The sequence below is a fragment of the Paenibacillus ihuae genome, from assembly GCF_001368795.1.
Classification (GTDB): Bacteria; Bacillota; Bacilli; order Paenibacillales; family Paenibacillaceae; genus Paenibacillus_AQ; species Paenibacillus_AQ ihuae.
The window spans coordinates 3,256,754-3,276,208 of sequence record NZ_LN831198.1; the positions used below are offsets into that span (position 1 = coordinate 3,256,754).

The window sequence follows — 19,455 nt, forward strand, 5'->3', positions numbered from 1 at the left end:
AGACCGCCGAATCCACGAACAAAGCAAAAGTGAGTTTCTAGCCATGATGAGCCATGAAATTCGCACCCCCATGAACGGGGTCGTCGGTATGACGGATATTCTGCTTGACCATACGGAGCTTAATGAAGAACAACGGGGGTATGTGGAGATCATCCGCAAAAGCGGGGACACGCTGCTCAATATTATCAACGACATTCTTGATCTCTCTAAGATTGAGGCAGGCCGAACAGAACTGCAAGAAGATACATTCGAACTGTGTAAATGTATTAATGAGAGCTTCGCTGTCATTTCCCTGAGAGCCGAGCAAAATCACTTGGAACTCTCCAGCACGATAAATCACGGTGTTCCTGACTACATTTACGGTGACGCCGAACGTTTAAAACAAGTACTGATAAACCTGCTCGGCAATGCCGTAAAATTCACGTCCAAGGGAAGCATATCGGTAAAGGTAAAGCTTGGAGAGCAGGATCCATCCCTGCTGGTATTTACGGTAACCGATACGGGTATTGGGATTGAACCCGCGCAGCTCAACGAAATATTCGAACCGTTTGCACAGATTGACAGTTTTATGGCGCGCAGGCATGAAGGCACTGGCCTTGGGCTTGCCATCAGCCGCAGAATTATCGGGTTGATGGGCGGTGAGATTTACGCGGAGAGTGACGGGAAGAGTGGCTCGTCATTTACTTTCACAATCAGGCTCAAGAAAACAGTCGCACCACAGACACAAGAGAATCACCTGCATAAGCGTCAACCGGTACGAGAAGCGAGCATTTTGATTGCTGAAGACAACCATATCAACCAGCTAGTGTTGACCAAAACACTTGAGAAAATGGGGCACACAATTACTACCGTCACAAACGGCATAGACGCAGTTCAAGCAGCGCAGAGCAAGCGGTTTGATCTCATTTTAATGGATTTGCACATGCCGATTATGAACGGCTTCGATGCAATGAAGTTGATTAAAGAGGAACACAAGGAGAACAGCCCGCCCATTATTGCAGTCACAGCCAATGCTTTGAAGGGTGACCGGGAAAAGTGCCTTACAGAAGGAATGGATGAATATATCAGTAAGCCCATAAAGCGTGACGTAGTCCAAAGGCTATTAAACCAGTTTGTAAAGTAAACGACCTTTTTGAAAGATCGCACTCTGTAACGCCACATCCATCGTCCAAAAATTGTTTTCCCAAATTGTCCTGTTATATACTGGATATGGTTCTGTGTGAGGTATGTCACAACAATAGATCAAAACAGAAACGGAGTGAACTCATGATTCATAATCACTGGAAAATCGGTAAACTGATTCTTATGACGACTGCGCTGGTCTGGGTCCTGGGGGCGTGTTCTGCCAAAGATTCCGCCGCATCTGAAGAACCGGAGAATCAAGCAGCGGCCGTTCAGGTTGAGGAAACACAGAGACCGGAATACTTGCCAAAGGATTTTCCAATCCCGGATGATGCTGAAGTAACCACTTCCCACTCGGAGCAAAATGACGGCAAAAAATCGGTCCTTTTAATTTTTAAATCCCAAGAAAAGCTCGACAAGCTGGCAGAAACTTATAAACAATACTTTCAGGATCAAGGGGTCAAAGACTCAGCAGAGACCATTGACGAGAAAAACCTCATCCTTCAAGGAGATACAGATGCGGAAAGCTGGTCACTGATCGGCGGTCTGTTATCCACGCAGGAAGACACTGTGGAGCTGACCTTAACCTGGTCTGAGTTGTAATTTGTTAGAGAGTACTATGAAGCGATCTTGACAAAGGGCTGTTAAACAGCTCTTGTCAAGATCGCTTTTCTTAAGGAATGGCAGAACAGTGGATTCAACTGCAACCTCTAAAGGAATGCCAGCCGTCCGCCAATTTGCCGGATATGGTTCTCGTCGGCCCACAGAATAAAATAGTTGTAGAACGTTTCTCCGATTTGGACTGGCCGCGGGTATCTCACGATCAGGGCGGCCTGTTGGTTCATCTCTGGTGGTTGGTCGGCCGACGGAAATATGAAGCAAGCTTCTTGGTTTTGTATCGTCATCATGACAATCTTGGGAGAGGAGCCATATGGCATCAATGGATGAAAAGCTTCGGAGTTGCATACATCGGCAATCCGGTCGCCTGCTGAAATCGCGGATACCTGAAAAAAACCGTCTGACCCCTCGTACCTCTCTTCGCTGACCCGGTGCCAGTATGCGGGATACGGAAAGGATACCCGGTACACGTAGTTTGTGTATATGGCTTCCAGAATCCTTCTGACGCGGGGAGACCACTGCAGGGCTGTAATCCGGCCGCCGCTGAGGACATTTACCGGTATCTGTTCCTTGAGATCGGTAATCCAGAGCTGACTTGCGCTTTCTACATCTGAGCATCCTGATAAATACGCGATCTTGTCACCGCCCGGCGACCAGCTGACGGGAGTGGCGAAACAGCTGGAGGCCGAGAGTGTCCTTTGATTCTTACCGGTTCGGCTGTCGATTTGAATGAGAGAATAATAATTCGGCTCCTGATAGGCGGTTGCACTGTAGGCGATGCTCCGGGAGTCAGGGGACCAAACCAGAAAATAATTTTTGGCGAGCGGTCCGCCTTCCAGCGTATAGATGGTGCCGGTGGCCAGATCCACCGTCGAAATAATAGAGATGCTTTCACCGGGGAATGTATAAAGTGCAAACGTTCCGTCCGGGGAAATACGAACGTTATGGAGCGGTCCGTCCGTATTTTGCGTGATTTGTCTCCGGTTTGTGCCGTCGGTCCCGATGCGGAAGAGCTGGGTATTGCCGCTGGAATCCGGAGCCGAGAACAGAAGCTCTCTACCCGAAGGGAACCACTGGACATCGCCTGCGCCTGGCTCCGTGATGGTATAGCTGTTATGAGAGAACGTATTATAGATGATGATTCTCCCGTTTTTGACATATACGAGAAACCGGCTGTCCGGGGACCAGTCCAGCAGGGTATATTGCTCTACTTGGTCAATCCGGGCAACAGTGAGCGTAAGGGTATCCAGCAGGTGAACCACGTTGCCAATGCCGATGAAAGCAATTCTCCTGCTGTCCGGAGACCAATAGGGAATGGAAAATTCCGCACCAAGCCCATGTGTAAGTTGAAAATTCAAACCGTCCTGCGGCCGGTACACCCAAATGTCGAACGTTCCGCCACGGTCCGACGTGTAGGCGATCCATCCTTGAACGGGATTATGAGAAACAGCTTGCACAGCCAACATCCTCTCCTGAATCATTTATACTTCAAATGTATTCAGCGAGGGGCGGTTAGGCGACAGCCCGGGACTACAGGTTTATTGCAACCTCAGGCATCAGCGAAATTTATGGATAGCGTTAACATCTTCGCAGTTCCAGCCATGTTTTGCGATAAGTCTTATGTCATCAACAACAAAAAAACTCCCACCACATTAAGGCAGAAGCTTCTAAGGTTTAGATTTACGCGAACATCCCGTCAATAACAAGTGGAATAGCCGAAGGATAGATCGATCGGCTTGTTTTCTGATTGAGCTTTGGCAAAAGCTAGGGCGTGTTGGAGTAAGTATGGTATTGAGTACATCACACCGCGTTAAGCCCTGATGTTACTATAGTAGGCAGTGTTTCTATGGTGACATTACCCGCTACAGCTCTCGAAATCATACAGGACTTTTCCGCCATTTGTGCCAGCCGTTCGGCCTTCATAAGTTCTGCTTCGGTTGCATCCGCTTTGAGTACAATCCGTGGTTTGTGCATGATCCGTTCGTACGTAAACACGTTATTTGTAACATCCACAATCGCTTCAGACTCCATAGTCAAATCCAGAGGTGTAATATCGGAACGCTCAAGCATTGCTGCCAGCGTAATCAGATAACAGGTCGATGCGGCCCCCAGAAGCATTTCGTCAGGATTGGTACCTGTTCCCGGCCCCCCCATCTCCTGCGGAATTGAAATTGTCGTTTTTAGCCCGCCTACATCAATACGCCCTTCACTGTTACGCCCGCCATTCCAAACTGCTTTTAGATGAAAAGGATGTTTCAACTCACTCATTCCTCCCGTTTCTCTCCGGTACATACCCGGATACAATATTAAGATTGTTCATTTTATCTTATCATAGTGCTTCTCCCACTGTTCCCAACGTACCCTTTATTACACTTTTATAGGTTCCAGCTTGAAATCCTTCCATGTAACCACATCTGCTTCCCTGTCAATTTTAACTGAGATAAAACCGCATTCTTCATCCCCGCACCAAGGACAGACTAATATTGGATATCTGTAGTACATATGCTCATGACATTGTTCCAATAAGAAATAGTCAATCATAAGTCGTTGATGATTTGCACTCCCCCATCCCAGGGAAGGAACCATATCATATTTCTTGAGCTTTTGGTAAAGTAGTGAATTCCCATCCATAATCAGATCTGCAAACTCAGTGTTTTTATTCCCGTCTTGCCCAGGATCGAATTCTTCATAACGCTTCGCTGGCTTAGTTTGTAACTGATTTATGGTAGCCATTGTTTCTCCTTATTAGATGAAATAAAGATGTTAAGTCCAACCCGTATTATACCATGTAATGGAAAAATACAGCCTTTACAACTTACTCAATGCATATCCCGTGGATTTCATGACTACCGGCTCCTAAGCGCCGCCATTCTTTTCAGATTCAATACCATCGACAACACGCAGCTAATCGCCGCAAGTCCTATCCACACAAAAACAGAATACGACATCCACACGCTGATCATATAGTAATTGTAGTGAATCAGATAAGGCCAGATCAGTATCAACACCAGCAGCAGCAGTCTAACGATCAGATGGATGCCCGCTCCAACTCTTTTCCTGCGTCCTGACCGTTCATTGAGTAAGCCTGATCTGCTCCCTCTCATTAGTTTCAATGCCTTATGAATTACGCTGATGACTGCCAGTAGGACTAAGAACGAAAATACCCAATCCATTACAATATTGCTATCATCATAGTTGAACGGTTTCATCGGATTTCCGTTCATGCTGCCGTATATGTTGTGTGCAATCAGCGACGGGGCGGTTGAATTCAGATTAGCCAGTACAAATACGGCTTCCTGCTGCTCCAGATCGATAATAACCTGTGAGGAAAAATTCGGATTCATCTCGATGTGGCTGATCACCCGCTTCTCCAGATCGTTACTCCACCCGTAGGCATAATACAAATCCTCCGCTTCATATCTGGCAGTCTGCAAGTCGGCCTCATGAGATTTCTCTATCGCTTGTTTCAGATTATCCGGTACATCTCCATTCGCCTTCTTATCTAATAAGACGTTCCATTCGTTCACTTCCCTGCGGATATGTACCGGAACCGTTGGCACCGGGTGATATATTGTTATTCACAACAAAAAAGCCCCCGGAGTTTCCCCCAGAGGCTTAGCCCAATCTTTCACTTTACTTGTTATGAATTTTCGGCACTAATTTTAATCGCATTAAGCAAAGACATATTCCCCTTCACCCACGCGAATCGTCTTTCCTTTTAGGGCTGGTGAATCTGTTGTAAAAAGGACCTGTTTGAACTGGTTTTCATCCCCTTGCACGAAATCAAAGGACTGATCTCCAATCGCAAGGCTGAAGAGGTTAACCCCAGACTCTGTAACAGGCAGTCCGAACAGCTCTCCCCAATGCTTAGCCGCAGCAGCAGGATCGAGGACGCGGAATACCGCGCTTACGATCTCAGCATTGCCGGCAGGATGGGCTTGAATGATACCGGATGCCGTGAGACGTTCCAGCCGTTCTTCATCGGTCCCGTTCCACTGAATGATGAACGGATAGACCAGTCCCTGGAAGTCACCGTCAATGGTCATCATCCGCCACTCGATTAACCTGCCCTTATTATCCAGACGCCGGCCGTCAATGATGGGAGATAGAGATAGCCCTGCTGCCTTCAGGGAGGTTTCGACGCCTTCGATATCATCCGTCCGGAGCACCACTCTGCTTAAGACTTCATGCTCTGGAAGGACTGTTACGGCATCCCTCACGACAACATTGTGCTCAGTTGCTTGTGCTAATTCCAGGTTCTCGATACCGAGGAACTCAAGATAGGTTAGCCCAAAGTAACTTAAGGCATTATAAGTTCCCCAATCCTTATGAGATCCGCCCCGGAAAGCAACCAAGCCCTGTTCGCCGAAGCTTTGCACCGGTTGATCCAGATCGTTGACATAGTGCACCAGATGATCCCATTTCAGCACTGCCATTATCTCTTCACTCCCAGCTCCGTGGTCCGCTTTACGGCCGCCAGCACACTTCTCTGCAGCCCGGCTGCGAAGTCGCTGTTGTTCAGCTCGTATAACCCATGCATGCCGACACCGCCGGGCGAATTGTTGATATCCAGCAGCTGTCTTGGATGCAGTCCGGTCTGCTGCAGCATCGCCACCGCTCCCAGCATATTCTCCAGCGCTACCTTCCATGCCTGTTCCCGCGGCAGTCCGGCGAGTACACCGGCATCCGTAAAGGATTCAATGAAATAATAGATATAGTTAGGTCCGGCCACACCGAAGCCGGTGAAGATATCGATATAAGATTCCTCCAGATATTGTACTTTGCCGAAGCCGAGCAGAATATCCTCCACTTGTTCACGGGCAGCATGTGCATTCAAAGCCACACCGCTGTAGCCATATCCCGTGTCGGTCAATGTATTGGGAATGACCCGGACAATCGGTCGTTCTGCTCCAAAATAATCCCCCAGCTGTTCAATCGTTACCCCTGCCACAATCGATACGATTGCGGCAGCAGGTGAAGCGAATTGCCGGACCGTTTGTCCGAGTGCTACCAGATCATCCTGCGGCCGAACAGCAATGACGATCAGCTCTGCTGCAGAGAGGCCTTGCTCCTGCGAACTCTCTGTGTCTACATTATATTTTGCCTTTAACAGCTGAAGACGCGCTTCGTTAACATCTGACACGCTGATTTGACCGGCAGTCAGAGTCTCACCCGCAATACATGCACGGATGATCGCTTCGGCCATCTGTCCTCCGCCAATGAAATGTATCCTGCTCATCACCACTTAATCTCACTTCCTTAACTTAGTTGTTATCCCATGCTTCCGGCAGAATAAATCCGTCATACTTGTCTTGTCCAAGAATGTATTCTTCGAATTCTTTGGATTCATAGGCAGCCTTGAGGTCTTTGGCCCACTGGGTATTTTCATCCTTTTTATTAACAGATACGATGATTCTGTGCTGTATCGGCGTATTTTCTATTTTGAGTGCATCGGTAATCTTTCTGTCTGGTGAATTTGCAATATAATTCCCGTTTACAACACCATAATCAACATCCTGAAGGGAGACCAGAATTTGTGCGGGATCCAGTACTTTAATATCAATATTGAACTTATCCGGCTCCATACTGTTAATGTTGAAATCCGCTACACCGGCTCCTTCTTTAATTTTGATCCAGCCTAATTCCTCCAGAATACGAAGTGCACGTTCCTGGTTAACCGGATCATTGGGAACAGCCACCGTCGTACCGTCTTTCACATCGTCAAGCGTCGTATGATTTACGGAATAAAGACCTTGCGGTGCACCTGGCACATAAGCAATTCCGGTCATGTCTGCATCAATTTCCTTGTTAATAGCCTCCATATAGGCTGTGCTTTGGAAAACACTCGCGTCAATGGAGCCTTCCTTCATCGCAGGATTGACCTGCATGTTTTGCGAGAAGGTTTTGATATCTACGGTATAGCCTTTTTGCTCCAGGATCGGTAGAATCGATTGACGGAATTGCTCTTCATACGTTCCGACACCAAAGCCCACCGTAATTTCTTTCTTGTCTCCCGAGCTTGCTGCTTCATTATTATTGCCACAAGCCGCCAGCACCGTCATAACACTGATCAACATCACTACCATTAACTTTTTCATTACCCTCATCCCCTATTCTAATACTTGGTTTTTAAATTGCTCTAACGCCTCATCTGATACATTTAACGGGATTGCACAGTTTGGCGACAGAATAAAAGGTTTGTTTTTCATGAATGCCAAAGCCTCTTGAGCCTGCTGCTTAATTTGCTCGATGTTGTTTACGGCAAACAACCCATGATCCACTCCGCCTACCTTAGTAGCTTTGAGATTGGCTGCAAGGCCCGGATTTCCTTCGGCTATCGTATCCCAGCTGATCCCGTCAATACGGTAATCATTAAATTTCTCAGGCTGGGCGTAGGCACCGCAGGTATGTAAAATGTTTTTGCCATAGCTTGCGGCCTCTAGAACAATAGAATCATAAGGCCTGGACAGCTCATCGAACATTGATTCATCAAATAATCCAGGGTGGGCTGTACCTGTCACTGCATAGAACAATCCGTCTGAGCCTGCCTGCTGCAGCTCCTGCACATAATCCGCTAAGGTCAATGCAATCACATGCAGTGCATGGTGCGCTGCCGCTCTGTGTTCCTTGAACAAAGATTCCAAAGTAACAGGCTGCTCAATGCCAAACACCGTTTTGGTTACATAAGCAGAACGCCCTACGATAAACAGCAACACCGTTAATGGCGAAAAAACCGTTTGGATGAGCGGTGTGTCAGGTAACCCTTGACGGATTTTTCTAACTGCCTCTAAATGCTCCAGCAGAGATGCAGTCTGGGTTGCCTTTTTCACTTCGAGATCCCATAAATTCTCGGCTGCAGGTATAACCGTCGTTGTCTGTCTGGGGAATACGGTCTGATAATCCGTAAAATCATACTCATTGCCCCAAGCTTCAGCTAAGTAGGTTGCTCTTGGATTAATTTTGACCCAATCCCAATCATATTTTCTGGTAAAAGAAATCGTTGTTGCGGCTAAATCCTCTGCATTTTGTTCCTTGTCAATAAAATGACGCCATCCGCTGACAATCGGACGATCCGCCAGTTCTCCGGATAATATCGCTCTAAACCGGTCTTGCTTACTCCATTCACCCATCTGCCTGTCCCCCTTGATTGTATAATAACTAGTAGCGGCGAATTTTTCTGGCCAGTGTGTTGCCTAAAGATTGAATGCCTTGCACGAAAATGATGAGAATAATGACGGTAGCTACCACTACTACGGTGTCAAACCGCTGGTATCCATAGACTATGGCCAAATCTCCAACGCCTCCGCCGCCTACCGTACCGGCCATGGCCGTTGCACCGATCAAACCGATCGTAGCCGTAGTCAGTGACAGGATTAATGATCCGACCGCTTCCGGCAACAAAAAGTACCAGATCACTTGAAATGGAGTAGCCCCCATTGCTTCTGCAGCTTCAAGAATTCCCGGATTCACTTCAAGCAGGGAGTTCTCTACCAACCGTCCGATGTAGGGAGCGATATAGATAATTAGCGGTACGATCGCTGCGCTTGTCCCAATCGAAGTATGAACAATAAACCGTGTAAACGGAATAATCGCTACCAGCAAAATAATAAAAGGCAGAGAACGAACGATGTTGATCACCGGGTTTAGTAAAGTGTAAAGGGCTCTGTTCTCCAAAACACCTCCCGGACGAGTGATTACGAGCAATATCCCGATAGGAATCCCGATTAGGGAACCAAGCAATAGGGAAAATCCAACCATCTGAATCGTCTCTATGATCGCCCGGAAAAATTGTTCACCTGTTACTGTGGTCGAAAACATAAGATTCTACCTCCTCCACGCCTACTCCATTATTTTTTAAGAAAGCTAAAGCCTTATTAATCTCCGCCTGGTCCCCATTTAATTGAAGGATCACCGTCCCCAGTGTCATTTCTTGAATCTCCGTCGTATTCGCAAAGAGGATATTGACTTTGATATTGCTTGAACGGATCATCTCATACAGAATGGGCTCAGATGCACTTTTCCCGATAAAATTAAGCTTATAGAGCAGCTTTCCATGTTCTGCTTTAATTGATTTCTGGACGCTCGGGGTCAGGCTATTCTGAATCACCGTCTTCACAAAATTTTGCGTGGTCTCATGCTGAGGGTGACCGAATACCTCCAGAACGCTTCCTTGTTCGATGATCCGTCCCTCTTCCATCACCGCCACCTTGTTACAAATCTCTTGAATGACCGACATCTCATGCGTAATGATCATCACCGTGATGTTGTATTCCGCATTGATTCTTTTCAGCAGCTGTAAAATAGATTGTGTTGTCTGTGGATCTAAGGCAGAAGTCGCTTCGTCACACAAAAGGATGGAGGGATTCGAGGCAAGCGCTCTGGCAATTCCGACCCGCTGTTTCTGTCCGCCTGATAATTCACTAGGGTAACTTCCAGCCTTATCACTTAATCCGACGAATTCCAGCAGCTCCTGTACCCGCTTGCGGATTTCAGCTTTATTCTTTTTCAGCAAGACGAGAGGGATCGCAACATTATCAAATACTTTTTTAGATTCCAAGAGGTTAAAATGCTGAAAAATCATGCCTATGTTCTTCTTCGCTGCCCGCAGCTCTCTGTCGTTATATTCGCCTAAGTCATGTCCAGCTACGAAAACCTGTCCTTTTGTCGGTCTTTCCAAATAATTGACTAAACGGATTAAGGTACTTTTCCCGGCACCGCTGTAGCCGATTACCCCGAATATGTCGCCTTTTTCAACCTTCAAGTTAATCCCTTTCAGCGCATCAATCTGTATCTCTTTGCGAGTGAAAGTCTTGTACACATTCCTTAGTTCAATCATGTCATTCCCCTCAATCATATGTAGATTTAAGATTTAAGATTTAAGATTTCGGATTAAGCCTTCGCTTGCAGCTTCACAAGGGCCTGCTCTGCCAATGAAGCAAAATATTTTGCAGCAGGCAGTATTGCTGCCTCATCCACATCGAAACGAGGGTGATGCAGGGCATACGCCGGACCTGTTCCTATATTGACAAACGCACCCGGTATCTGCTGCAGATAATAGGCGAAATCTTCTCCTCCCATTTGCGGCGGAATATCATGCACATCGTATCCTGCTTCTACGGCGACCTCTTTGGTAAAGTCAGCCCATTCTCCGTGATTGATCGTTGCCGGCGGGCCCGGAAAATAGTGCAATTGCGCCTCTGCCCCGGCTCCTGCGGCAATCCCTTCAATGATCCGGGTCATTTGAACGGGAATCTGGCGGCGAATCTCTTCATTATAAGTTCGAACCGTACCTTCCAATTCAACTTGCTCCGGCAGCACATTCCATGTGAAGCCCCCATTAATTCTGGTAACACTTAACACTACCTGCTCTAATGCACTAGTGTTACGGCTAACGATGGTTTGCAGCATCGTTATCATTTGCGCCGCGGTCATAATGGTATCTACACCTTTTTCCGGAGTAGCCGCATGAGCGCCTATACCTTTTACAGTAATTTCAAACCGGTCAACACCGGCTGTTAAAGCTCCCGTTCTAGTTCCAAAAGCTCCCGTAGGTAAATCCGGAGAATTATGCAGTCCAAAAATAGCCGCTACATCCTTGAGGCCTCCTGAGGCCAAGACACTTTCCGCCCCGTGACCTGTTTCTTCTGCCGGCTGGAACAATACTCTGACCCTTCCCGGCAGTTCACTTTCGCGGTTCTTCAGCAGGTGTGCAGCACCCAACATGACAGCGGTATGAAAGTCATGACCACAGGCATGCATTTTACCCGGGAACTCAGAGGCAAACGGTAATTCCGTCTGTTCTTCTATCGGAAGAGCATCGATATCACAGCGAATAGCCACAATGGGCCCGGTACCTAGTCCGATCTCTGCGATAAGCCCCGTTTCTAAAGGGAGGTCTAAGATATGTATATTGGCATTGGTCAGCCATTCCCGCAGTTTTGATGTTGTTCTAAACTCTTCATAGGCCAGCTCCGGTTCCCGATGCAGGTTTCTTCGAACCTCTATCAATTGGCTGGCTATAGCCTGTTCAAGCTCATGTAGTGGATTCATAGACGAAGTAATCTCCTTTCGTTAAGACGCTTCAAACCCTTTGATGCGTTCAAGTGCCGTAGATAGACTGCTTAAAATATGGTCACGCATGGCTTTTTCAGCACCGTCTTCATTTTTGTCAGCTATCATTTGCAGGATATAATTATGTTCTTCATCCGCCTGTGTGTTCCAATCTCCATGCATGGATACATATCGACAATAGCGAAGCGAATGATCTCTTAACTGATTCAGAACTTTCTCAAATGTTTTCAATTGACTGATCTCAGATAAGTAATCATGGAACTCAAAGCCATAGGATACAAAATTCTGCTTATCTCCATGCTGGAAGGATTGTTTAATTTGTTCCATCAGCATCGTTAACTTCTGAATATCCTTGTCTGTAGCATTCTTGGCTGCACTTCTGGCAATATAGCCTTCAAGCATGCTGCGGATTTGAAATATCTCTTCAACCTCTTTGACAGTCAATGAGGCTACCCGCAACCTTCCGTTCGGCTGACGGATAAGAAAGTCTTCATTCTCCAATCTCTGAATGGCTTCTCTTAGCGGAGTCCGGCTGACCCCGAGCAATGCCGCCAGATTTTCTTCATTAACCGCTTGATTTGGCTCTAGCTCACTATCTATTATTTTTTGCTTTAATGCATCGTAGGTATTATCTTTTGACAACCTTCGTGATCGTATCTCCATACCTATATCGCACCTCATTTATCGTTTTCGGAATGCCTTTAATACAATTGTATAATTGTATACAATTATTAGTTATGTAATTGAACAGAAAAGTTTCGGAAACATTTCTCAGCTGTCTAAGCTTTTTTCATACTATAATCCTATTATCCCCACTAGTCAAGTGTGTTTTGTAAGTGAATGAACTTAGACGGACAATACACCTCAACTTCAACTTCAATGTTATCGATCGAAGAATTGTCATAGACTTGGTTCACTCAACAAAACATAATAGTTGTATAAATGTAGTGATCTAAAAGAAAGGGGATTGCTCTCCCGTATGCGCTTATCAGAACCTTTTCAAACTAAACGACTGCAATTCCGCTTGCTGAATGTAGATGATATCGATGTAGTATGCAGACAATTCTCCGACCCGGATATGTGCAGATATTTCAGTGAACCTCCCTGTGATCTGGAAGACGCAAAAGAAATTATTGCCCAGTACAAAAATCCAGAGGGAACAGATCATCTGCGCTACGGAATGTTTGATATAGAAACGGGGGCATTTATTGGCACATGCGGCTATCACTATTGGGATCATAACCTTAAACAAGTTGAGGTCGGTTATGATATCTGGAAAGATTATTGGAGACAGGGCTATATGTCGGAAGCATTACCCGTACTCCTGAATATCTGCTTTGAGCATCTTGACGTTGATTGTATTTATATTCTCACCCATCCACAGAACCAGGCATCTATAGCAAGTGCCGCCAAGTTTGGCTTTGAAGTCTGTGAACCATGCAGGCAAGTTGATGAGCAACCACAGATTTGTATGAAATTGATTAGAACTACATAGCGAATCCAGGATGAGCTGGAATACTTCGTAATCGTAAACAATGAATGAAACAGCAATAAAGACGCCATGTAAGCAGCGTCTTCAGAATCCAAATATATCTTTATAAATTCTTAATGAATCATTTCACTTCCTGACGAGTTCCTGAGGCTGCCGCACAACGAATGGCGTCCAGCAGGCGGTGTGCCCTGAGCGCGTGGATGAAATCGGGCAATTCCACCTCTTCTCCGTTGAGCCGCTGCTCAAATAGCGCATAGAGATGAGCGACATTATGTGCCGGACCTGGAGGTATATTCTGTACCTTAGTGGTATATTCCCCTGGCGTTTCTAGTATCTCTGCCTCTCCAGAAGCCCGTACGATCTGAAGCTTCAGCCGGTCCATCTGGAACATCAAATGATCCCGCGGACTAATCACCATTTCCCCTTCGCTTCCGATAATCCGCAGCGTAAATCCGGGTGCACCGGCATTGACGAACTGGGCGGACACAAGTGCGTTCTGAGCCAGCTTACCGGAAATAAGCACGTGATCCGGCGCATTCGAGGTCACAGTCTTACCGGTCTCAAGGACGCTCACTTCCGGGAATTGAGTGTCTAGTGTTCCGGAGACTTCCACAAAGGGCGCAACCATATATTCAATCGCATCAAGTACATGCGCTGCGCCGATAGTCAATTGATCCGCCCCGTTAGCTTCATCCAGCAGATAGACATGTGCCAGATCCACGGTCCCGTTCAGCGTTGGAAATACAGGCAGTGTAACAATAGCATTCACAGCCAGTACACGGCCAATATCGCCTTGCACAATCAAGTCCCTGATGTAGCGGACGGTCGGGTTACCCCTTGCCTGAAGCCCGGCCACATGCTGGACTCCCTGTTCTTTCGCAAGTTCAAGCAGCGCCTCTGCTTCTGAAGTAGTCCGGGCGAGCGGCCATTCACTGAATACGTGCTTGCCGGCACCTAAAGCTTCACGAAGCAGATGATCATGTTCCGGCACTTTTACGGCTACCACCACAACATCTATTCCTGGCTGCACAGCCATCTCTGAGGTATTCGTATAATAAGATCCGATGCCATGGCGCTCAGCTGCCGTCCGTGCGCTATTGATTTGCGTACCTGTTACTGCCTTTAACTCATATGCCTCAAGCGCCGAGAGTGCAGGAATGTGAGCCAGTCCACCCCATCCGCCTGCTCCTACGATTCCTGTTCCCCATGTTTTTTCCCTTCCCATATTATTCCTCCTTGGTTAGTAATGTACTGACACGATTGACTATAGAGGATATAATCAAATTAAAAAAGTACGCACTTTTTCGTAATATAGTTACCAAATGGGTACGTTGAAGGAGGAAAAGATCATGACGCTTGAGGCCGACAAAGCAAATACTGACGCTATATCTCATGATAAAAAGTATCACAATCCGACCGAAGCCACACTGGAGCGGATCGGCGGCAAGTGGAAAACTGCGATCCTCTGTCTGCTGGCCGAGCAAGGTGCGGTCCGCAATGGTGAGCTGTTACGTACTCTTTCACCAATCACACAAAAAAATGCTCACCCAGCAGTTAAAAGAGCTTGAAGCAGATGGGCTCATTCTTCGCACAGTATTCCTGGAAGTTCCGCCTAAAGTTGTTTATGAGTTGACAGAAAGCGGAAGATCTTTGCGGATGGTCCTCGATCCGCTCTGTGAATGGGGCAAAAGGTTTGTTAAAACAACAACCCGGGAGACAATCACAGCAAATGATCCTGAATTGGATTAGACTGCTGTTCCTCTTTAGATTTCACCGTTATTTCAAGCATCACTACCATACAGATAACCCTGTTCTGTAATCATTTTCGTCAGTAGTATACTCTACATCATTGAATCCTTGTAAAATTGCATTGTGATACAAGTCTTCCAACTTATCTTTATCCTTGCAATAAATCGTGATATAGGTACAGTCGACCACCAACAGTACGAATTGACAGTCACTCGTTAAATACTCTTCGTACGTACGAACATCTATTACCTTTTTATTCTTTGGATAAGCCTTGAGATCTGCAAAGATGACGTAATAATCATGATTTTCTATACTCTCCTTAAGCAGAATACCGTCCATCCCGAAGGTCTGTTCAGGGAAAAGCGGCTCTGACATGCCCGAGAAATATGCCTCTTCTCCCCCGTTATACCAATGAAATGCGGCCACATCAAAGGGCTTCAGGATCTCCCCAAGAATACGTCCGTGCCCATTCGGAATCTTGAAAGTAATACCCCTTTTCATTCTTCACCTTCCTTTTTAGTGCTCATAGGCTTCGCCTTGTATTATCCAATTGCCACTATTAGACTGGTTATAAGCATTAACACTGCTACCGGAGCCCATATTCTTCTCTCCCACACACTTCTGGTAATGAGATTCAGGATTGTAGCCAGCACTGAAAAGGCAACAACAAACCAAATCGCCACATTTGCAAACCCGCTCCAGCCAGGAAGGATACTTCCCGATTGACTGAGCACGATGATTGCCAGAAAAGCTAATATGACGATCTGAATCAGACAGGCTACACGCATTGGAGCCGGGAGCTTACCGGGATATTTCCCGCCCATCGCATACTCGCCCCACGGCATGCCAACAGCTAATGCGGCCTGAAAAAGAATAACAATAGCAATCAGGATTGAAAACATTAATGATGAAATGAATAAGATCATGATTTCGTTCCTCACTTCCATGAAGCAGATTTTGTATAAGCTTATTCACCTTATTTCAAGAAATGCAGTGCAGGATTAGCGCCTCTACCACACATTAACAATAGGAACGTTATTCTCTAATCTCTCTCTGCTTTCTCTGATCCAATCTTTGAACCATTGATTTTCTGATGTACGGAATGTCTCATCACCCTCAAAATTCCGGAATGCCCCGATGTAAACAATCAACTCCCGCAGCTTCAAGAACACAGGGATTTGCTTCAGCCAGTAATTATCTAATGTGTTTTCCTTACGGTATCCTTCCATGAAATAATGCATAAACCGGAGAGCTTGTTCTTCCCGGCTTGCTCCACCTCCTTCCCCTCCGTATACGTAGACCAGATAATAGATCTGAACGGCAATATCCTCTACAAACCAGCTGTACTGCGCCTCATCGAAATCGAATAACGTAATCCCGGCTTGCTCACTCACATGAAAATTCCCAAAACCCATATCACCATGAATAAGTCCGTAGGCGTCATTATCCATAGGCAGCTTTTTGAGGGTATCTATTATGCTGTAATAAGTTTCTTTTACACGATGATGTGAGGAAGGGAGGATGTCTATATTCTGCAAATAATAATTCAAATTCCAATCATGTCTCCGCAATTCGGCGTCCTGCTTCTTATATAGCTTGGAGAGCGCATGCATCTTACCTGTGATCTGGCCCAGTTGTTTGTATACTTCGTTATTGTTCAGGCATTCAGGATAGGGAATCTTATTCCCTGGAGCTTTTTCAAAACAGACGGCAGTAAAATACATCTCCGGTGCTTCAATAACTTCAGCCCAAGCATGATTGGCCGAAAGAATAGGTAGCGACGCAGAAATTCCGTTATTAGCCAGATACATAATCCAGTTAAGCTCTGCTTTTACCTGATTAGCCGAACGATGTTTATCCGGAGTAACTCTTAATATGTATGATCTATCATTGTGCTGGTATTCGTATACAAAATTCTGAAACCCGCCAAGGTAAGATAACTCTTCCGTGTTGATTCCATAGCGGTTCGCTGCAATGTTCATAATTGAGTGTGTATTAAATACGTTCTTAATGGCATGCTCCACTTGATACCCCTCCGTTCAACTCACTCTAACGATAATAGCGCCCCAATTGCACCGCTGTACTCTCCATTCTTCAATAGTAATGGATGTGCCCCGCGTAATATCGTATAATCGGCAACAACCTTCGCAAGCGCTTCATTGCCTATAAAAGATGAACCAATATACACAATCGTCGATAGCCCATACTGCATAGCAGCGTGTACACTTACTGTGGTGACCGTCTCTCCAACCAATCCGATTACTGATGCCAGGTAGTCAGGTGTTTCGATAGCGGATGGTTTCCCGTTGATGTTGCCGAAATTACTGGCCGTCAAATCACCGGGAATCGGCGGCTCAGAGCCTTCATATATATGACTGACCTTCAAGTCCACCCTATCCCGGACGCCTTGCGGTGCCAGCTGAACAATATCGTCATAGTCACTGACTTCTGTAAGCAGTCTGGATAAACCGAGCAGGGTCCCGCCTCCGACGCCAGTACCGCCGATCCGGAAATGGCTGTCTGGCTTTACAATATGAACGGAAGTTCCAGTCCCTACATTGGTCAATACAAATTCCTGAGGTATGTCTTCTGTTTCCCGCAGTAAATATAGAACCCCCTTACAGGTGGCTTCGAACTCGGCCATTTTCAAGACGTTCTGCTGTAATAGTCTCTGAAGTACGTCACTTTTACCCCCGGTCACACAAAAACTGGCAGCTGGGAACTTTTTTTGCAGCCAAGAGACAGTAAAAAACATTTGACTGGACGGGAACTTGACCAGCTCAACCTTCCCGTGATTCAGATAAGCAATTTTTATAAGTGTACCGCCGGCATCTATTCCTACATTAACCGTCAGAGCTACCCCTCCTAGATGAATTCGCTATCATTTTCACTGGCTATCTTAACTTCTTGTACTGCCTCAATGTCATTCATTGATCGTTCAACGTACCCGACCCCGCCTCTTGCATCCCCTTCAGCACCTGTTCCACCTCTGCCAGATTCTCCAGAACCCCATCCCGCTGCCTGCTAAGCTCCGCCATTCTCTGTCTATTGTCCGTACCCGCTCCTGCAGCATATTCTGTGCAAAAACAAGCACCCCTGCCGTCCCGCAGCCCGATCTCAGCTTATAATTGAACAGCTTTTGAATATCCTTCACGGCAAAACCCCACTGCTTCAGCTGTACGATCGCCTGAAAATCCCGGACTTCCTTCTCGCCAAAGTAGTAGCGGCCCCGCTCAAGCTCGGGCTTGAGTAAAGCCAGCTCCATATAGTAACGCACCGTATCCGCTGTCGTTTCCATCTCTCTGACAAAGACTCCGATCTGCACCCGCATCTGCACCCTTGCCATGGGGTTAACCCCATATGATTAACTCGTATTATATCCCACCACAAGGAGGAACAAGATGATCTATTTCCTAATTGTCCTGTATGCACTGCTCATGGGAGCCGGCGCAATCGTCAACCGCCGTAACCTGGGTCTTACGCTTACAGCTGCCAACCTGCTTGGTTCATTTTCGCTGCTGTGCACACCGTTTCATCCGCTTTTTCTGTTACTTGGACTCATCGGGTTACTAGGCAGCGCCCTTGGTAACGGCTATGTGCTGCAGGGCCGTATCCGCCCTTTACACGTTGCCGTCCGGTGCGGAATTTCACTGGTTTTATTTATCGGTTACCTGCTCTTATAAATGAAATGTGACTACGTAAGGCTGGCATGATGGAGGAAGGTTCTGATTAAAGGATGAACGAGTTGTTTAAGTGCTGAACGCTCCGGCTGGAATAAGGTTCCTACAAAAAACGGATGCTTGTCCAGCTCCATAATTCGGACTTCACCAGCAAAGTCTACTCCTGCCATGCGCAATCCTGCCTGCTCCAGTAAAGGGGCATACTTAGGATTCAGACCATAATTGCAAATGCCGTATTGCTCAACAATTTCATCCGTTCCATAAATATTCCTTACTTTTGAACCGGGAGTCAGTTTGAAGGTATGTATTTGTTCACTAACCGAGCAAGTGAGAGGGGCCACTAACACCAGTGATGCCGCAGGGTTTTCCTCTGCATGATCCGCCTCTGACAGTCCCAGGACATTCCTGGCGAATTCAATAATCATATGCTGAAAACCGCCGCATGTACCAATAAAAGGAACCTGATGCTCACGGGCAAAACGAATACCGTTCAGTGCACCTTGCATGCTGTGGTAAGGGCTGGCCGGAACCGTCCATAACCCCTGATAGTTGGATAACGTCACCTCGACATCCTGCTCAAGTGATGGTGTAGGAATCCAGTCGAAGCTGACAGGTGAACCGAGATCCTCTGCTGCTAACCGGATTGCCTGCGGTATGGCCACATGTGCGGTTACCTGTGCATCATAATCACCAATTAATCCAATACGGAACACATGAACACTT

At 46.5% G+C, this 19,455-nt stretch carries 23 protein-coding genes and 1 pseudogene; 5 read left to right on the top strand and 19 right to left on the bottom strand.

The genetic code is table 11. From position 1 onward, the window contains the following. Together AQR02_RS34320 and AQR02_RS14890 are read left to right on the top strand one after the other, a co-directional pair. The coding region (locus tag AQR02_RS34320; RefSeq protein WP_245237475.1) for an ATP-binding protein at positions 1 to 1,123 on the top strand (1,123 nt) is incomplete at its 5' end. A gap of 143 nt (positions 1,124 to 1,266) precedes the next feature. Beyond that, a complete protein-coding gene (locus AQR02_RS14890) occupies positions 1,267 to 1,725 on the top strand; it encodes a hypothetical protein (protein WP_054941147.1) in 459 nt (152 codons plus the stop codon). Between the two features lie 107 nt (positions 1,726 to 1,832). Here AQR02_RS14890 and AQR02_RS14895 read toward each other — a convergent pair whose 3' ends face one another. From AQR02_RS14895 to AQR02_RS14950, 12 genes are all read right to left on the bottom strand, one after another. Continuing rightward, entirely contained in the window at positions 1,833 to 3,206 is a 1,374-nt protein-coding gene (locus tag AQR02_RS14895; protein ID WP_054941148.1) for a WD40 repeat domain-containing protein, read from the bottom strand. A 334-nt stretch (positions 3,207 to 3,540) separates the two neighbouring features. Further along, the gene (locus AQR02_RS14900; protein WP_054941149.1) at positions 3,541 to 3,999 is read right to left on the bottom strand and encodes an OsmC family protein; all 459 of its coding nucleotides are present in this window, start codon (positions 3,997 to 3,999) and stop codon (positions 3,541 to 3,543) included. 108 nt (positions 4,000 to 4,107) lie between these two features. Beyond that, positions 4,108 to 4,473, bottom strand: coding sequence for an oxidoreductase (locus AQR02_RS14905; RefSeq protein WP_342447458.1), 366 nt, complete (start codon positions 4,471 to 4,473; stop codon positions 4,108 to 4,110). 113 nt (positions 4,474 to 4,586) lie between these two features. After that, the gene (locus tag AQR02_RS14910; RefSeq protein WP_054941150.1) at positions 4,587 to 5,300 is read right to left on the bottom strand and encodes a hypothetical protein; all 714 of its coding nucleotides are present in this window, start codon (positions 5,298 to 5,300) and stop codon (positions 4,587 to 4,589) included. Between the two features lie 111 nt (positions 5,301 to 5,411). Beyond that, a complete protein-coding gene (locus tag AQR02_RS14915; protein WP_054941151.1) occupies positions 5,412 to 6,176 on the bottom strand; it encodes a VOC family protein in 765 nt (254 codons plus the stop codon). After that, positions 6,176 to 6,979, bottom strand: a complete 804-nt coding sequence (proC, locus tag AQR02_RS14920; protein WP_054942116.1) for a pyrroline-5-carboxylate reductase — start codon at positions 6,977 to 6,979, stop codon at positions 6,176 to 6,178. The genes AQR02_RS14915 and proC overlap by 1 nt, the downstream gene beginning before the upstream one ends. A gap of 25 nt (positions 6,980 to 7,004) precedes the next feature. After that, a complete protein-coding gene (locus AQR02_RS14925; protein ID WP_054941152.1) occupies positions 7,005 to 7,838 on the bottom strand; it encodes a MetQ/NlpA family ABC transporter substrate-binding protein in 834 nt (277 codons plus the stop codon). Positions 7,839 to 7,850: 12 nt separating this feature from the next. After that, positions 7,851 to 8,870 (bottom strand): uroporphyrinogen decarboxylase family protein, encoded by a 1,020-nt coding sequence (locus AQR02_RS14930; protein WP_054941153.1) that lies wholly within the window; start codon positions 8,868 to 8,870, stop codon positions 7,851 to 7,853. Positions 8,871 to 8,898: 28 nt separating this feature from the next. Then, positions 8,899 to 9,558, bottom strand: a complete 660-nt coding sequence (locus tag AQR02_RS14935; RefSeq protein WP_054941154.1) for a methionine ABC transporter permease — start codon at positions 9,556 to 9,558, stop codon at positions 8,899 to 8,901. Then, positions 9,533 to 10,576, bottom strand: a complete 1,044-nt coding sequence (locus tag AQR02_RS14940; RefSeq protein WP_054941155.1) for a methionine ABC transporter ATP-binding protein — start codon at positions 10,574 to 10,576, stop codon at positions 9,533 to 9,535. Before AQR02_RS14940 ends, AQR02_RS14935 begins: the two co-directional genes overlap by 26 nt. A gap of 53 nt (positions 10,577 to 10,629) precedes the next feature. After that, positions 10,630 to 11,790, bottom strand: a complete 1,161-nt coding sequence (locus AQR02_RS14945; RefSeq protein ID WP_054941156.1) for an amidohydrolase — start codon at positions 11,788 to 11,790, stop codon at positions 10,630 to 10,632. A 21-nt stretch (positions 11,791 to 11,811) separates the two neighbouring features. Continuing rightward, entirely contained in the window at positions 11,812 to 12,453 is a 642-nt protein-coding gene (locus AQR02_RS14950) for a GntR family transcriptional regulator (RefSeq protein WP_245237476.1), read from the bottom strand. Between the two features lie 337 nt (positions 12,454 to 12,790). On the opposite strand from AQR02_RS14950, the gene AQR02_RS14955 reads away from it, so the two are divergent. Further along, positions 12,791 to 13,306 carry a GNAT family N-acetyltransferase gene (locus AQR02_RS14955; protein ID WP_054941158.1) on the top strand — a complete coding sequence of 172 codons (516 nt, stop codon included), beginning with the start codon at positions 12,791 to 12,793 and terminating at the stop codon, positions 13,304 to 13,306. A 118-nt stretch (positions 13,307 to 13,424) separates the two neighbouring features. On the opposite strand, the gene AQR02_RS14960 is transcribed toward AQR02_RS14955, so the two are convergent. Then, the gene (locus AQR02_RS14960) at positions 13,425 to 14,528 is read right to left on the bottom strand and encodes a Gfo/Idh/MocA family protein (protein ID WP_054941159.1); all 1,104 of its coding nucleotides are present in this window, start codon (positions 14,526 to 14,528) and stop codon (positions 13,425 to 13,427) included. 124 nt (positions 14,529 to 14,652) lie between these two features. On the opposite strand from AQR02_RS14960, the pseudogene AQR02_RS14965 reads away from it, so the two are divergent. Then, a pseudogene (locus tag AQR02_RS14965) lies at positions 14,653 to 15,052 on the top strand (winged helix-turn-helix transcriptional regulator). 42 nt (positions 15,053 to 15,094) lie between these two features. Here AQR02_RS14965 and AQR02_RS14970 read toward each other — a convergent pair. From AQR02_RS14970 to AQR02_RS14990, 5 genes are all read right to left on the bottom strand, one after another. After that, on the bottom strand, positions 15,095 to 15,553 hold the full coding sequence (locus AQR02_RS14970) for a DUF2691 family protein (protein ID WP_054941160.1): 459 nt from the start codon (positions 15,551 to 15,553) through the stop codon (positions 15,095 to 15,097). 41 nt (positions 15,554 to 15,594) lie between these two features. Then, entirely contained in the window at positions 15,595 to 15,978 is a 384-nt protein-coding gene (locus AQR02_RS14975) for a hypothetical protein (protein ID WP_054942117.1), read from the bottom strand. Positions 15,979 to 16,062: 84 nt separating this feature from the next. Beyond that, positions 16,063 to 17,034, bottom strand: coding sequence for a phosphotransferase enzyme family protein (locus tag AQR02_RS14980; RefSeq protein ID WP_209444160.1), 972 nt, complete (start codon positions 17,032 to 17,034; stop codon positions 16,063 to 16,065). 62 nt (positions 17,035 to 17,096) lie between these two features. Further along, positions 17,097 to 17,927 carry a type II pantothenate kinase gene (coaW, locus tag AQR02_RS14985; protein ID WP_342447479.1) on the bottom strand — a complete coding sequence of 277 codons (831 nt, stop codon included), beginning with the start codon at positions 17,925 to 17,927 and terminating at the stop codon, positions 17,097 to 17,099. Between the two features lie 96 nt (positions 17,928 to 18,023). Next, the gene (locus AQR02_RS14990; protein WP_054941163.1) at positions 18,024 to 18,398 is read right to left on the bottom strand and encodes a MerR family transcriptional regulator; all 375 of its coding nucleotides are present in this window, start codon (positions 18,396 to 18,398) and stop codon (positions 18,024 to 18,026) included. 55 nt (positions 18,399 to 18,453) lie between these two features. On the opposite strand from AQR02_RS14990, the gene AQR02_RS14995 reads away from it, so the two are divergent. Further along, positions 18,454 to 18,735 carry a hypothetical protein gene (locus AQR02_RS14995; RefSeq protein WP_054941164.1) on the top strand — a complete coding sequence of 94 codons (282 nt, stop codon included), beginning with the start codon at positions 18,454 to 18,456 and terminating at the stop codon, positions 18,733 to 18,735. Positions 18,736 to 18,746: 11 nt separating this feature from the next. On the opposite strand, the gene AQR02_RS15000 is transcribed toward AQR02_RS14995, so the two are convergent. After that, positions 18,747 to 19,445 carry a CTP synthase C-terminal region-related (seleno)protein gene (locus tag AQR02_RS15000; protein ID WP_054941165.1) on the bottom strand — a complete coding sequence of 233 codons (699 nt, stop codon included), beginning with the start codon at positions 19,443 to 19,445 and terminating at the stop codon, positions 18,747 to 18,749. Between the last annotated feature and the right edge of the window lie 10 nt (positions 19,446 to 19,455).

Excerpts from the sequence above, each read along its gene's own strand:
- AQR02_RS14955 (WP_054941158.1), top strand. The coding sequence starts at position 12,791 with ATGCGCTTATCAGAACCTTTTCAAACTAAACGACTGCAATTCCGCTTG.
- AQR02_RS14890 (WP_054941147.1), top strand. The coding sequence starts at position 1,267 with ATGATTCATAATCACTGGAAAATCGGTAAACTGATTCTTATGACGACT.
- AQR02_RS14930 (WP_054941153.1), bottom strand. The coding sequence starts at position 8,870 with ATGGGTGAATGGAGTAAGCAAGACCGGTTTAGAGCGATATTATCCGGA.
- AQR02_RS14960 (WP_054941159.1), bottom strand. The coding sequence starts at position 14,528 with ATGGGAAGGGAAAAAACATGGGGAACAGGAATCGTAGGAGCAGGCGGA.
- AQR02_RS14895 (WP_054941148.1), bottom strand. The coding sequence starts at position 3,206 with ATGTTGGCTGTGCAAGCTGTTTCTCATAATCCCGTTCAAGGATGGATC.
- AQR02_RS14935 (WP_054941154.1), bottom strand. The coding sequence starts at position 9,558 with ATGTTTTCGACCACAGTAACAGGTGAACAATTTTTCCGGGCGATCATA.
- AQR02_RS14980 (WP_209444160.1), bottom strand. The coding sequence starts at position 17,034 with ATGAACATTGCAGCGAACCGCTATGGAATCAACACGGAAGAGTTATCT.
- proC (WP_054942116.1), bottom strand. The coding sequence starts at position 6,979 with ATGAGCAGGATACATTTCATTGGCGGAGGACAGATGGCCGAAGCGATC.
- AQR02_RS14905 (WP_342447458.1), bottom strand. The coding sequence starts at position 4,473 with ATGGCTACCATAAATCAGTTACAAACTAAGCCAGCGAAGCGTTATGAA.
- AQR02_RS14945 (WP_054941156.1), bottom strand. The coding sequence starts at position 11,790 with ATGAATCCACTACATGAGCTTGAACAGGCTATAGCCAGCCAATTGATA.
- AQR02_RS14975 (WP_054942117.1), bottom strand. The coding sequence starts at position 15,978 with ATGATCTTATTCATTTCATCATTAATGTTTTCAATCCTGATTGCTATT.
- AQR02_RS14990 (WP_054941163.1), bottom strand. The coding sequence starts at position 18,398 with ATGGCAAGGGTGCAGATGCGGGTGCAGATCGGAGTCTTTGTCAGAGAG.
- AQR02_RS14970 (WP_054941160.1), bottom strand. The coding sequence starts at position 15,553 with ATGAAAAGGGGTATTACTTTCAAGATTCCGAATGGGCACGGACGTATT.
- AQR02_RS14915 (WP_054941151.1), bottom strand. The coding sequence starts at position 6,176 with ATGGCAGTGCTGAAATGGGATCATCTGGTGCACTATGTCAACGATCTG.
- AQR02_RS14940 (WP_054941155.1), bottom strand. The coding sequence starts at position 10,576 with ATGATTGAACTAAGGAATGTGTACAAGACTTTCACTCGCAAAGAGATA.
- AQR02_RS14925 (WP_054941152.1), bottom strand. The coding sequence starts at position 7,838 with ATGAAAAAGTTAATGGTAGTGATGTTGATCAGTGTTATGACGGTGCTG.
- AQR02_RS14995 (WP_054941164.1), top strand. The coding sequence starts at position 18,454 with ATGATCTATTTCCTAATTGTCCTGTATGCACTGCTCATGGGAGCCGGC.